The sequence below is a fragment of the Neobacillus massiliamazoniensis genome (assembly GCF_001048695.1).
Taxonomy (GTDB): Bacteria; Bacillota; Bacilli; order Bacillales; family Cytobacillaceae; genus Neobacillus; species Neobacillus massiliamazoniensis.
The window spans coordinates 177,246-190,563 of sequence record NZ_CVRB01000005.1 but is presented as its reverse complement, the minus strand read 5'-3'; the positions used below and the strand labels follow the sequence as shown (position 1 = coordinate 190,563).

At 34.4% G+C, this 13,318-nt stretch carries 16 protein-coding genes and 1 riboswitch; of the genes, 13 read left to right on the top strand and 3 right to left on the bottom strand.

Translation table 11 applies throughout. The features are described 5' to 3' along the window. Position 1 precedes the first annotated feature (1 nt). Positions 2–868 (top strand): RNA polymerase sigma-70 factor, encoded by an 867-nt coding sequence (locus BN1082_RS23165; protein ID WP_090638923.1) that lies wholly within the window; start codon positions 2–4, stop codon positions 866–868. 160 nt (positions 869–1,028) lie between these two features. On the opposite strand, the gene BN1082_RS27845 is transcribed toward BN1082_RS23165, so the two are convergent. From BN1082_RS27845 to BN1082_RS23155, 3 genes are all read right to left on the bottom strand, one after another. After that, positions 1,029–1,181: a hypothetical protein gene (locus BN1082_RS27845; protein ID WP_176699911.1), complete on the bottom strand. Its 153-nt coding sequence runs from the start codon at positions 1,179–1,181 to the stop codon at positions 1,029–1,031. 420 nt (positions 1,182–1,601) lie between these two features. After that, a complete protein-coding gene (locus tag BN1082_RS23160) occupies positions 1,602–1,919 on the bottom strand; it encodes a winged helix-turn-helix domain-containing protein (RefSeq protein WP_090638921.1) in 318 nt (105 codons plus the stop codon). After that, positions 1,916–2,419, bottom strand: coding sequence for a hypothetical protein (locus BN1082_RS23155; protein WP_176699910.1), 504 nt, complete (start codon positions 2,417–2,419; stop codon positions 1,916–1,918). Before BN1082_RS23155 ends, BN1082_RS23160 begins: the two co-directional genes overlap by 4 nt. A gap of 217 nt (positions 2,420–2,636) precedes the next feature. Between BN1082_RS23155 and BN1082_RS23150 the strand changes: the two genes are divergently transcribed. From BN1082_RS23150 to BN1082_RS28385, 12 genes are all read left to right on the top strand, one after another. Beyond that, the gene (locus BN1082_RS23150; protein ID WP_090638916.1) at positions 2,637–3,035 is read left to right on the top strand and encodes a VOC family protein; all 399 of its coding nucleotides are present in this window, start codon (positions 2,637–2,639) and stop codon (positions 3,033–3,035) included. Positions 3,036–3,522: 487 nt separating this feature from the next. Then, positions 3,523–4,116, top strand: a complete 594-nt coding sequence (locus tag BN1082_RS23145) for a YdeI/OmpD-associated family protein (RefSeq protein WP_090638914.1) — start codon at positions 3,523–3,525, stop codon at positions 4,114–4,116. Positions 4,117–4,193: 77 nt separating this feature from the next. Continuing rightward, positions 4,194–4,384, top strand: a riboswitch (cobalamin riboswitch). A gap of 153 nt (positions 4,385–4,537) precedes the next feature. Continuing rightward, entirely contained in the window at positions 4,538–5,278 is a 741-nt protein-coding gene (locus tag BN1082_RS23140; protein WP_090638910.1) for an energy-coupling factor ABC transporter permease, read from the top strand. A gap of 4 nt (positions 5,279–5,282) precedes the next feature. Beyond that, positions 5,283–5,600 carry an energy-coupling factor ABC transporter substrate-binding protein gene (locus BN1082_RS23135; RefSeq protein WP_090638908.1) on the top strand — a complete coding sequence of 106 codons (318 nt, stop codon included), beginning with the start codon at positions 5,283–5,285 and terminating at the stop codon, positions 5,598–5,600. Continuing rightward, complete coding sequence (gene cbiQ / locus BN1082_RS23130) at positions 5,597–6,388, top strand: cobalt ECF transporter T component CbiQ (protein ID WP_090638905.1); 792 nt, start codon at positions 5,597–5,599, stop codon at positions 6,386–6,388. The genes BN1082_RS23135 and cbiQ overlap by 4 nt, the downstream gene beginning before the upstream one ends. Further along, entirely contained in the window at positions 6,385–7,224 is an 840-nt protein-coding gene (locus BN1082_RS23125) for an energy-coupling factor ABC transporter ATP-binding protein (RefSeq protein ID WP_090638903.1), read from the top strand. The genes cbiQ and BN1082_RS23125 overlap by 4 nt, the downstream gene beginning before the upstream one ends. Positions 7,225–7,912: 688 nt before the next feature. Further along, entirely contained in the window at positions 7,913–9,109 is a 1,197-nt protein-coding gene (locus BN1082_RS23115) for a macrolide family glycosyltransferase (protein ID WP_090638898.1), read from the top strand. 155 nt (positions 9,110–9,264) lie between these two features. Continuing rightward, positions 9,265–9,417 (top strand): hypothetical protein, encoded by a 153-nt coding sequence (locus tag BN1082_RS27840; protein ID WP_176699909.1) that lies wholly within the window; start codon positions 9,265–9,267, stop codon positions 9,415–9,417. A 127-nt stretch (positions 9,418–9,544) separates the two neighbouring features. Beyond that, positions 9,545–10,300, top strand: coding sequence for a class I SAM-dependent methyltransferase (locus tag BN1082_RS23110; RefSeq protein WP_090638896.1), 756 nt, complete (start codon positions 9,545–9,547; stop codon positions 10,298–10,300). Between the two features lie 832 nt (positions 10,301–11,132). Next, entirely contained in the window at positions 11,133–11,423 is a 291-nt protein-coding gene (locus BN1082_RS23105) for a hypothetical protein (protein WP_090638893.1), read from the top strand. 173 nt (positions 11,424–11,596) lie between these two features. Next, the gene (locus BN1082_RS23100) at positions 11,597–12,103 is read left to right on the top strand and encodes a hypothetical protein (RefSeq protein WP_090638890.1); all 507 of its coding nucleotides are present in this window, start codon (positions 11,597–11,599) and stop codon (positions 12,101–12,103) included. A 573-nt stretch (positions 12,104–12,676) separates the two neighbouring features. Further along, positions 12,677–13,021, top strand: a complete 345-nt coding sequence (locus BN1082_RS28385) for a group II intron maturase-specific domain-containing protein (protein WP_245640523.1) — start codon at positions 12,677–12,679, stop codon at positions 13,019–13,021. Positions 13,022–13,318 lie beyond the last annotated feature (297 nt).

Genomic DNA, 13,318 nt, shown 5'->3' with positions numbered 1-13,318 from the left:
TTTGGAAACGGCCCAGGCTTATCGAACATATAAACCACTACTGTTCTCCCTAGCCTATCGAATGCTCGGAAGTGTCATGGATGCAGAAGACATCGTACACGAAGCTTTTCTTTTATTAGGAGCGGCGAGTGACAAAACCAAAATTAATAATATAAAGGCGTATTTATGCAAAATCGTGACTAATCGGTGCATTGATAAACTGCGATCCGCGGCAAAACAGCGGGAAGTCTATATTGGAACATGGTTACCCGAACCCATTGTAGAAGACGATATAAATGATCCTTCTATTTCTTTAGAAAAAAAGGAAACCATATCGACGGCTTTTTTATTGCTGCTGCAACAATTAACCGAGGTGGAAAGAGCTGTTTTTCTTTTGCGTGAAGTTTTTCAATATGATTATGATGACATTGCTTCCATAGTGGGGAGAAGTAGCACGAATTGCCGGCAGATTTTCCATCGGGCAAAAAAGGGAATGATGCACAGACCGGATTCTGTAAAGCCTAATGACGATCACTCAAATATATATTTAGAAAAATTTGCTCAGGCCGTCCTTGACGGAAATATGGATCTGGTTCATGCAATGTTAAAAAAGGATGCTGTTTTCTATTCGGATGGCGGCGGGAAAGTTATGGCTGCATTGCGGCCAATTTTCAGTGCGGACCATATTGCCCGTTTCTTGTTAGGCGTCATTACAAAACTTCCTGCGAATGCTACTTACCAATTTAAAAATGTGAATGGCAGTCCGGGTATGATCGTCATGATTGATGGAAGGATCGATTATGTGGTTTCATTTGAAGTAAACGATGGAAAAATAGCCAAGATATACATGGTCTCCAATCCTGATAAACTAAATCATTTAAACCAATAATGTTATAAATAGTGTTTTGTAAAAATAAAGTCGATAGGAGATTTTTTTGTTACTGACATTATTTATAGTCAGGAATCTGATGTTGTTAATTGTCAGGATTTTTATGGAATCCTTGTCCAAAGATAAAGGGAAGCAGATTTTTTATACTTCCCCTTTATCATTAAATCGCAATATTATAGATCTCACTTGTCCATAAATTTAATTTGACACCCTCTGAACCTGCCACGACATACCATTGTCTACTCAATTCTAAACGGTAAGGTACGTCTCTATCTCTACCGATACAAAGCACAAATGACTTACCGCAATTCATCGGATACCCAAATCACCTTTTACCAGTAACTGGCAATCTAAATCTTTATGATACCTCATGGGGAACCATTCTGGTGTTTACTTTGTGAACAGCTAAGAGAAGGTTGAGGGTCAAATATTTTAAGCAAATATGGGTAACCAGCAGGGGCTGAACTTGAATCATGCTGACAACCTTTGTAACATTTTGTACGCTTTAACGATGGATACGGATGAATACATTTGGAGCGATTCGATTTATTCAATTAAAGGGCGCATTTCCAGAGTATGGATCTGCGCCTTTTTTTTGCATGAAAAGGCCATTTAACGGAATTAGGAAAATGATAAAACCAAACCCAGCTTGAAGCCGGGCCATTTGTATTCATTAGTGTCATTTTAATTACATGTATTTATGAAGTAGGGTGTCAAATTAAAATTTTCAATGTCAATCAGCTGTTTCATTTTCAACAATTTGTTTAAGTGTTCTTCGATAATCCCTAAATGCTGAACTTCCCTTTTCCGTCAATGTATACCAGGTGCAGGGGCGCTTTCCAACATAACCTTTGATGACTTCTACAAATTCGGCAGATTCCAATGTGCTGATATGTTTGGATAAAAGGGAATCACTAACTTCAATGGTATCACGGAGAAAATGAAAGTCAGTTTCGCCTCCTGATGCGAGTGCTGCCATAATTGACAATCGCACAGGAGAATGGATCACGCTGTTTAAGCCATGTCTTGGGTGATTACAGTTTGTTTTCATTTACGTGACACCTTCCAGACACCATAAAAGCAGGGCAATGCGGGTAGGATCCCAGTGAAGGCAGCCCATACCGTGCCTTGATAGGGTTTCAACAAAAAAAAGTCAATTGCGACGGCTGTCAACAATAACAGGGAAAAGATGCTTCCTAATCGCATTTCAAGGTTCGTTAGTTCCCTTCCGGAAGTTGGAGGGTGGGATTTTCGAACATATAGCAAAATAAAATAAATCAGAAGAGGAAAAAAAGTAATCAAGGGCAAAAAGGGACGTTGGAATGATCTCGGAACCCAACCGACCAAAGCAAAAAAAGCAATTGTAGAAATACCCACAGTTAGCATGGAACTGATATACCACCGTCGGCTTGATCGAACACGTTCTTCCACACGATGTATTTCGGAAGCTGCTACATTCGGGCGGAGATTGTCTCCCGTTTTGTTTGTCATTTCTTCACCTCCGTTAACTAAAGTACTTGAATAATCGGAAACTAATTTAATCATATTCACTGAAGATGAAATTGATACAAAGTTCTTCAAGAAAAGGGCGCTTTTCTTTAGTAAGAAGTCGTCTTTTTGATATGCCCCTACACATTAAGGGATTAGATTTGTTAAGGTATATAAAGATCGCTGTGGCGGTCTTTTTTTCTTATTAAACGAACGGAGTTTAGTTCAACAAGAAAATTTACTATAATAAATTTGTACATATAATTAGAGGTGGATAGAAATGCCAAAGGTTACACCGTTTTTAATGTTTCAAGATGGAAAAGCAGAAGAAGCGATGAATTTTTATACATCATTAATTGAGGATTCAGAAATTAAAAGAATAGTTCGATATGGAGCCAATCAAGCTGGCGATGAAGGAACTGTGATGCAGGCTGTTTTTTCCTTAAAAGGGCAAGATTTTATGTGTATTGACAGTAATGTGAAACATCAGTTCTCCTTTACGCCATCATTCTCAATCTATGTTACTTGTGATACTGAAGAGGAAATTAACAACCTTTATCAAAAACTTATTAATGGTGGACAAGCCCTGATGCCAATTAGCGATTATGGTTTTAGTAAAAAGTTTGGTTGGCTAAATGACCGATTCGGGGTATCGTGGCAATTAAATCTTCCTTTGTGAATGGTTTGGGGAATTAATACATAAAAAACTACATTAGCTAATGGGGTATTACTCTACAAAGGGTAATACCTATTTTCATATTAGAGCTTTATTAGTTTTGACTTTGTGAAAAATTGTACTTAAACAAACGGGTACTTTCCTTTAAGACCGGGCAGCAAAAAAGCAGCCTTTTTCTTATTCGACTAACGGAACAGTTGGATGAGATACTTTAATGGAGTGTCGATCAGGTATCTTTCTAACTAACTCTATTGGTTTAAATGGCTACAGTCCTTTAATGAAAAAAATAGTTAAGAGTAAAAACTTTTTGGTTCATAGTAATTCTGACTTTAGAAAGATACTAATAGCCGATATAAAAAGAGAAAGAGCCAATACCAGTGGAATAATAAAAATATGTATAGTAAAATTCAAGCGAAGATAATTTTGATGTTGATGTATATTTAATAAAGGCCAAAAAGTGGCAGAAAGAATTTAAGTGAGGTGTTCATTGATGACAGAGATTAGAATGAATCTCAAGGTTGATGAATTTTTAAGTAAATCTAAAAAGTGGAAGGAAGAATATGAGAAGTTAAGAAATATCGTTCTTGACTGTAAGCTGACCGAAGAATTTAAGTGGATGCATCCTTGTTACACGTTTGAGAATAAAAACATAGTTTTAATACATGGATTTAAAGAATATTGTGCGCTTCTGTTTCACAAAGGTGCCTTGTTAAAGGATGCCCATGGGATTCTAATCCAACAAACGGAGAATGTACAGGCGGCGCGCCAGATTCGGTTCACCAATGTTCAAGAAATAGTTGAGATGGAACCCATCTTGAAAGCCTATATTTATGAGGCCATTGAAGTGGAAAAAGCCGGTTTGGAAGTGAATTTTAAAAAGCATACAGAATACACAATTCCTGAAGAATTCCAAAATAAATTAGATGAAATCCCTGCCTTGAAAACTGCTTTTGAGGCGTTGACGCCGGGACGGCAAAGAGCATACATTCTTCATTTTTCTGCACCCAAACAATCCAAAACTCGAGAGTCAAGGGTTGAAAAATGTATGCAGCAAATTCTCAATGGAAAGGGATTAAATGATTAGTACAATTTTATTGTTTTTGTCTATATATTGATTACTTATTCTATTGGTGCTATGATTTTATTAGAATTTTTTCATAATTTAATATTGAAAATATGGGTTTAATCAAATTTTAAAATTGATTAATTAAAAGGGAATCAGGTGAAATTCCTGAACTATCCCGTAGCTGTAATAGATGAATTTAAGTACATATTAGCCACTTGGTTACAGGGAAGGCGTATTTAAATGTTGATTCTTGAGTCAGAAGACCTGCCTATATTTCACACCATTAACTCTACGAGTGATAGGGAGGTGTTACAATGAAAGCTTACATGTCAATAAGATTATATTAAGCGTCTTTTTGTTGTTTCCTTTTAACACTGGTTAAAAGGTTTTTTTTATGCTTAAAATCTTGAGGAAAAATAAAAAATAATGTGGTGAATATATGTCAAAAAAATATCAAATATCCTTAGGGATTTTCCTTACTATACTGCTATTACCTAAATATGCATTTGCTATGCATATCATGGAGGGATTTCTTCCCCCAAAATGGTGTATTGCTTGGGGAATTATTAGCATTCCATTTATTGTTGTTGGATTCTTTTCAATAAAGGAAAAGATAAGAATAAATCCGAAAATTAAGATGTTAATAGCGATGGCTGGTGCGTTTGCTTTTGTTCTATCTTCTTTAAAAATTCCATCGGTAACAGGGAGCTGTTCACATCCAACTGGAGTAGGGCTTGGTGCTATTCTCTTTGGTCCAACAGTCATGAGCGTTTTAGGCTTAATTGTTTTGATTTTCCAGGCTTTGTTACTTGCGCATGGTGGATTAACTACACTAGGGGCAAATACTTTTTCAATGGCAATCGTTGGGCCTTTAGTATCTTATTTTATTTATAAACTATTTAAAAAATGGAAGATGTCACAGTCAATTTCAGTATTTGGAGCTGCGATGCTAGGCGATTTAATGACTTATGTGACAACCTCCGTTCAGTTGGCAATGGCATTTCCAGATCAAACAGGAGGTATTGTAGCTTCTATGGTAAAGTTTATGAGCATATTTGCGGTAACGCAAATTCCCCTTGCCATAAGTGAAGGGATTTTAACAGTCATTATCTTTAATCTATTAAATAATTATAATAAGGACGAACTAATAGAATTAAAGGTTATTTCGAAAGGAGCATAATCAAGTGAATATCGAGAAGAAAAGTAAAAATCTATTTAAAACGAACATTCTATTGGCTTTTCTCGTCATATTCATCGCCATTATTCCACTTGTGTTTGTAAAACATGGGGAATTTGGTGGTTCTGATGATCAAGCAAAAAAAGAAATTACCAAAATTGATAGTAATTATAAGCCTTGGTTTTCACCTATTTGGGAACCACCAAGTGCCGAGATTGAGAGTCTTCTATTTGCACTACAGGCAGCAATCGGCTCGGGTGTAGTATGCTTTTATTTTGGATATACGAAGGGTAAAGCCAAAAAAGATGTTGGTAAGCGGCCATGATATCGCTCGATAAGTTCGCTTATATTTCGGGACTAAAAAATGTAAATCATATGGAAAAATTTGTTTTCTCTATAGGAACAATGACTGTCTGTTTAATTCTAAATAATGTAATCGACTCATTAATTATTTTATTTTTAATGTCTTATATTACTGTAGCAAAAGGGAAAGTCCCATTTTTTACGTTTGTAAAATTTTTATCATTGCCATTAAGTTTTTTATTTATCGGTGTTCTTACTATTGCCATTAATGTAGTTGGCAACAGTAATGATGTTCTATTTAGTTTTCGTATTTTTACAATTCATTTAGCCTGTACTTATGAAAGTTTAAGTGCAGCTGGGGTGCTTTTTTTTAAGAGTATTGCTTCAGTATCATGTTTGTATTTCCTTACTCTTTCAACACCAGTTTTTGAAATTCTAGCAGTTTTAAAAAAGCTTAAGGTACCTCGATTATTTCTTGAGCTGATGGGCCTAGTCTATCGACTTATATTTGTGTTATTAGATACAGCGAATTTGATTTATATTTCCCAGAGTTCAAGGCTTGGATATTCCACCCTTAGAATCGGGTATCATTCACTGGGGAAATTGATTACCAGTCTGTTTGTTAGCTCGTATAAGCGTTCACTAGATATGTATACTGCTATGGAATCTAGATGCTACGACGGAGATATAAATCTATTAGAAAATAATTTCACTTGTTCTTACAAAAATATCGGGGCAATCATATGCGTAGAACTAATCTTAATCGTGATTGGTTCTTTTGAAAAAATTTTTGGAGGAATTGGATTATGAGTGAATACATACTTGAAACCAGAAATCTGAGTTTTCAATATCCAGATGGAACGAAAGCATTAAGAAATATAAATTTAAAAATAGAAAAGGGTAAGAAAATTTCAGTAGTAGGGGTAAATGGCTCAGGGAAATCAACTTTATTTTTAAACTTTAATGGAGTTTTAAAACCAACAGAGGGGATCTTGCTTTATAAGGGAAAGGAAGTAAAGCATAATCATAGGTCTTTATTAGAGTTACGGAAAAATATAGGAATTGTCTTTCAGGACCCTGAAAATCAACTTTTCTCTGCAAGCGTTTTTCAAGAAGTTTCATTTGGGGCAATGAATTTAAGAATTGCAGAAGATGAAGTAAGAAATAGAGTGAATGAAGCACTTAGAAATGTTGGTATGTATGAATATAAGGATAAAGCTGTACATTTTTTAAGCTATGGACAGAAAAAAAGAGTATCCATTGCAGATATCCTTGTAATGAAACCAGAAATTATAGTCTTTGATGAACCGACATCGAGTCTTGATCCTAAACATTCAAAACAAATGGTTAAAATATTTGATGAGCTCAATGATAATGGAATGACTGTCATTTTGTCCACCCATGATGTTGAACTAGCTTATTCGTATTCAGACTATATAATAGTGATGAAAGATGGGGAGATTGTCAAGCAAGGTACTCCTGTGGAGATTTTTTCAGATGATAATTTAATACGTGACTGTTACCTTGAAAAACCAATGGTCCTTGAAATTTTCCAACAATTATGCAAGAATAATAAGTTTATTTCTGAAAAAGATATCCCAAGAAATAAAGAAGAGCTTTTCCATGTACTAAAAGTACTAGGGTAGAAACTTAATTCAAGGTAAAAGTATCTTGAATAGGCATTATTCTAACGTGATTTTCTAAAAACAATCTATAATCATATATAAATTTTAAAATATAAATTCAAACCAGGATAGCACAATGGTCCTTGAATGACAGCCTTTTGTGTTATCTTTTTTGATGCCTTATTATTTGAGTATATTAAACTAATTATTTCATCATTCCTAGTAAGTTCAATTTCATTTTGTAATATTAACCCCGAAAAGAAAATGCCCGAAAATATTCAATTATTTATAGGCTGTGTTAAACTTGCCAGTTGATTTGCGCTCCAGGCGCTTCGCTTTCCGCGGGCGTTCCGGGGAGCCTCCTCGGCGCTTAGCGCCTGTGGGGTCTCCCCTGCCCCGTACTCCCGCAGGACATTGAATTACATCCTTGAATCCGCCCACGCACGAAGGAAATGCGATAGCATTTTCGAGGAGTCTCGCGCCTTCCGCTCCAATCAACATAGTTTCAAAAATCAACAATGACCTTTAACACAGCCGATGTATAAAAAGAGTGACTATTTAAGCCACTCTAAGGGTATTTAAAAGTTTGAGATTTTCAAGTAATGCATTATGATAAGTTTAATTCCATATTTGAGTTTCAGCAATCGTATGGGGCAGTGCCCCTTACTCTTACACATCTTCAGAACATTTTACCTAGGGAGTGGTTATAATGGCACGTGTTTTATTTATTAATGGTGGATCAGAAGGACATATCAATCCAACTATTGGAGTTGTGCAAGAGCTTATTTCGCGTGGAGAAGAGGTGGTGTACTTTACAATAGAACCTTTTCGAGAACGTATTGAGAAGACGGGAGCTACAGTACGAACATTTGACGGTGAAAAATTTATTAAGGCTTTCATCTCAGGTGGAAGAAATTATTTACTCGAAAGAATCAACGGTCTTTTGCGTACGGCAGATATCGTGATACCTAGTGTACTGAAGCAAATCGAAGGGGAACATTTTGATTATTTCATTCACGATTCCATGTTTGGTTGTGGGCGTTTACTTGCACAAATACTTAAACTTCCGGCAATTAATTCTTGTACTACTTTTGCGCAGACAAAAGCATCATTTGATAACATGTTGGATCATCTTTCACAAAGTATCCCAACAGAAATGATTAATATGATGAATGATGATTTCAAAAATCTGACATTGAACATTAAAGAAAAATATGACGTTGAAATCCGTTCTCCTTATGAAGTTCTTTGTAACCCTGCACCACTTACAATCATTTATACAACTAGGGTGTTTCAACCTTTTGGAGAAACATTTGACCAAACTTACAAATTTGTAGGTCCATCCATCTCTTTACGAACACCGCAAAAAAACTTCGACCTTACTGCAATCACTGGAAAAAGCCTAATTTACATTTCAATGGGTACTGTCTTTAACCAAGTAATTGATTTTTATAAGCTTTGTTTTAAGGCATTTGGGAACACTGAACATACTGTTGTCATGTCTATTGGGGAAAAATCTCAAATATCTGATTTGGGGGAGATTCCTAAAAACTTCATTGTCAAAAATTATGTTCCACAAACTGAAGTGTTGAAATACACTAAGTTATTTATCACACATGGTGGAATGAACAGTACCAATGAAGGTCTCTATTACGGGGTACCGTTAATTGTAATCCCACAAAGCGCTGATCAGCCTATAATTGCCGGGCAAGTTGCCAAATTAGGAGCCGGTATTAAATTACAAATGCAAAACTTGACTGCAAATCAGCTGAGTGAAGCCGTAGATCATGTATTAAACGACCAATCTATCCATAAAGCTGTTGAGAATATTAGGGAATCCTTTAAGAAATCGGGTGGGTATCACCAAGCTGTTGATGAGATTTTCGAATTTAAAAGTAAAATATGATAAATAAATACAAATATTTCTAAGCTGCTATTGTAAGCGGCTTTTTTTTTAATTAACGAAGCAGTTTAATTAAAGGATTTGCCAAGAACAGTGAAGAATTTAATTACTTTACAGATGTTAAAATGAATTTTTTGAAAAGTGGGAGTTTAGATCTAGTGATTGAACAAATGGAATATTGGAATGGACGTTTTAGAGAGGGAGAAATTTGGGGTACTGAAACTTGTCCGTCAGCAGTTATGTCTATTAATTTCCTGAAAGAAATCAAAGCAACTAATATCTTTGTGATTTACAATTATGGTTCAATGTAGGACAAAAAGTATAAATAAACCTGCTTGAACGGTGGCGTTTCTAAAATAAGGAGAGACGCTTTTTTTCTAACGTCTCAGGTTAGTAGAGACCAATGTAGAATCAGTATATAGATTGTAGGGGGATAAAATGAGGTTTGAAATTCTAAAACAAAATAAGAAAAGCTGGGATCTAGTCGCCCATCATTTTAATGGAAAGGATGCATTACCAAGTTATGGGCCTTTTACCCAAACGGAAGAGGAATTGAGACTGTTTGAAGTAATATCAAATAAAAGAGTTCTTGATATTGGTTGTGGAAGTGGACATTCATTACGTTATATGGCAGAAAAGGGTGCCGATGAATTGTGGGGAGTTGATTTATCCGAGACTCAAATAAAGATGGCGAAAGAAACTTTAAAGGACTTAGAAACTCACTTATACTGTGCACCTATGGAAGATGATATCGGTCTGCCAAAGTTATATTTTGACTTCGTTTATTCTATATATGCTATTGGATGGACAACAGATTTATCAACTACATTTAAACTAATATATTCTTATTTAAAGCCAAGTGGTTATTTTATATTTAGTTGGGATCACCCTTTATACGCTCATATGATTAGTCAAAATGGTCAAATCTACCTAGATGGGTCATACCAAGATGAAGGAACAACAACATACCGCAATTTCAAAGGCGAAGAAGCTCCTTTGGTAATTCCTAAAAGAAAGATGAGTACTTATATAAATGAATTAATTAAAGCAGGATTTACGATTGATTCTGTTATAGAAAGTGACGTATCATCTAGCTTTGATTCTATAAAAGAGGAAATTTCTGATCGTTATTATTCTTTATACAAAGCAAGGAAATTCCCTACTACAATGATTATTAAAGCTAAAAAAATGTAAAATCGAATATCTTGTATTTTACAAGTTCTTGAACGACCATGAAAATAATTTCTACAAGATTAGAAAAATGACAATACTTAAGAAGACCCGGCTTAATCGTTAAAAAAGAGGAGAGAGTAAATTCATACGTCTATGGATTAAGGTTGACAGGATTAAGGTCTCAGTATTGACACTTCCGAATCGTTTTCATTCTCTGTTGTGCAGAATTGATTTTGTGCTGCATGGATGGTTAATGGGTGCTCTAATTCTAGAAAACAGATTAAAGCCTAGCTAAATAAATAAAAATTTTCGAGTGGTTAAAGAGCCTGATAATTTCAGGCTCAATTACTATTATCCCATTTAACTTCTTAAATTTTGGGTACTTATCAATATGGGTATCTCCACCAGCAAGTAGTTTATTTGTTTCTACATCATAAACTGCATATCTTCCACTAAACTCTTTTTCTGTATCCTTTAATGAGTAGAAAAGTAAACCTCTCTATATGGACTTACTGTTTTCCTTGTTGTTTAATCATTTTTACCATCCATTTACCTCCTAATATTAACCCCACCTCTACATAAGACTTTCCTTTATTAAAATTATTTAGTAAAAGGCGTTACTTTTGGAATACCAACCATTGCGGGATTTGTATTATTGTTCATTTTTAGAAGGAAGGCAAATTTAAGCTAACGGGTGCGATGCTTAAAAAAGGCTGTAGAGCATATGTACTTCAGGATAGTTCAATAAAAATCCATTATCAAACAATACTGTTTCTGGTATTTTAGAAAAGAAGAAAGTTTAAATTTTAATATATCCATCTTTTAACCAAATTTATATTCTAGGAGATTAAAAATGAAGAATGGTTATAGACTCTATTTATTGTTAAGTACATTAATAATTTTCTTTGGTTTTGTTGTTGGATTTAACTGGATTAGTATTTTGGGAATGTTATTTGGAGCTTTGGTATTTATTATAGGGGGCATAAAAGGGTTAATTGACCCGTGGCGATACGGTTGGAAGGACCTTGTAGTTTCTCCAACTATGTCTAATAAAACAAAATGGGGGTTAAATCTCATTAGATTTATGTCCATATTATCCATATTTTCTGGGTTAATTATTATTTATTTGGTTTCAACCTGGTGAAGAACTACTTGGTAAAACGCTATCGGGTGTAAGGTTCAACTAGTGGTGATATGACTACCTCTTTTCTTATTAAGCTAAAGGATCAGTTAATAAGGACGTAATTACAGGTAACTATTTTGTATAGATTAATTAGTAAGGAGATAAAGTTTACATATTACTCTGGAGGTAGCTGCTTGGAAAATCCTGTGATGATTTTTAAACATCGTAAATGGGAGATAATCTCGATTGAAATTTTATATTTTGGTTTTATCTTGCTTGGTTTGATATTTATTATTCAAGGTATAGTTGAAAAGAATTGGTTTTATTGTGTTTTAGGAAGTGGTATTGTAATTTGGACTATCTTGTTTTTCAGTACATATCGGCTAGAAGTTAAAGGTTACATTTCCGTTTATTCAAATAAAATTGTAGAAAAGAAGAAACTATGTAAAGAGGTCTTTTTCAAGGACGTAATTGAAGTTAGATATTTTAAAAAAAGAATATATGCAAAACAAGCCTGGTATATGGATTGTTTGCAATTTTATGTAAAGGACCAGGAAGTTCCAATACTTATTAGTCCTTCTTTTAGAGGAACAGTAGTCCCCCATAATATGACTGAAGAAACAATGGCAATTTTGAATTTTATAAGGGCTAATTTTCCTTTTATTAAATATTCAAAAGAAGAATGGAAGGGAACTTATTAAAAGCGATTTTTTGTTCAAATACGAGTGCATTACTGGAAAAACTGTAATTCATTTTCTTAAAGATTGCGAAGATTTATTACAATAGTAGAGAGATTCTATGACCATTAAGAATGTATTAATTTCCTCATTAATTTCTGTTGTCCTTTCAGTTGTAATTTTATCCTGCCTACGTGCCAATGGTATTAATATTCATAGCGACAGCATTCCTGGATATGTTATTTTTGTAGTGATATATTTGTTGAGTTTATTTGCGATAAAAAGTAGGACTAAAAGTTAGTGCTTAATAATTTTAAAGAGTTAGTATAAGCGACAACTTTTTTATTAATTCAATAGTGTACTTAAGGGTTTGTTTGTTGTTTTCAATATAAAAGTGAAGCTGAGCAATTCTTCCATTCATTAAAGTTAAGATTAAAGAAATTTAACCTAGAAATAGCTGAGGATAAGACCAAAATCATTCCCTTTGGGAGGTTTGCGGAGAGAAATGCAAATCTACAGGGGAGAAATAAACCTGCAACCTTTGATTTCCTTGGTTTCACGCACTATTGTGGGAAGAGCAAACAAGGAAACTTCCGTGTGAAACGGAAATCAAGCAGGAAGAAAGTCCAAGGCAAACTAAAAGAAACGAAAGAATGGCTGAAGAATAATCGAAATAAAGATATTCATATGATTATGGATCGATTTAAACGTTCACTGATAGGTTATTACAACTATTATTGCGTCACTGATAATACCCAAAATGTAAACAACTTCAAAGACAAAATCGAAAGGTTACTGTTTAAATGGCTTAATCGAAGAAGTCAAAGGAAATCCTTTACATGGGATAAATTCAGACTATTTCTTAATAAATATCCACTTCCATCGCCAAGAATTAAAGTGAATATATATGATTTAAGAAAAGAGATTACTAACATTCTGTAAATGATAACTAGGAGGAGCCGTGTGCATTAATAGTGCAAGCACGGTTCTGTGAGGGGGGTGGAGTACAATTTACCGCAAGGTAAAAAGGCTCCCTTCTACTCGACTAGTTGAAAACTATATTATATATTAGCAGCAATATTAGAGTCTTTGCACGATATCAACAATGGAATTTAGCAGATTAAAATAAAAAGTGATGATTGAACAACCATCACTTTTTGCTATGTTCTACGTTAAACCGATTTTTTATGTTAAACGCCCATAATTTTTACCGAATTAATCCAAAAGGAGGATTTGGTT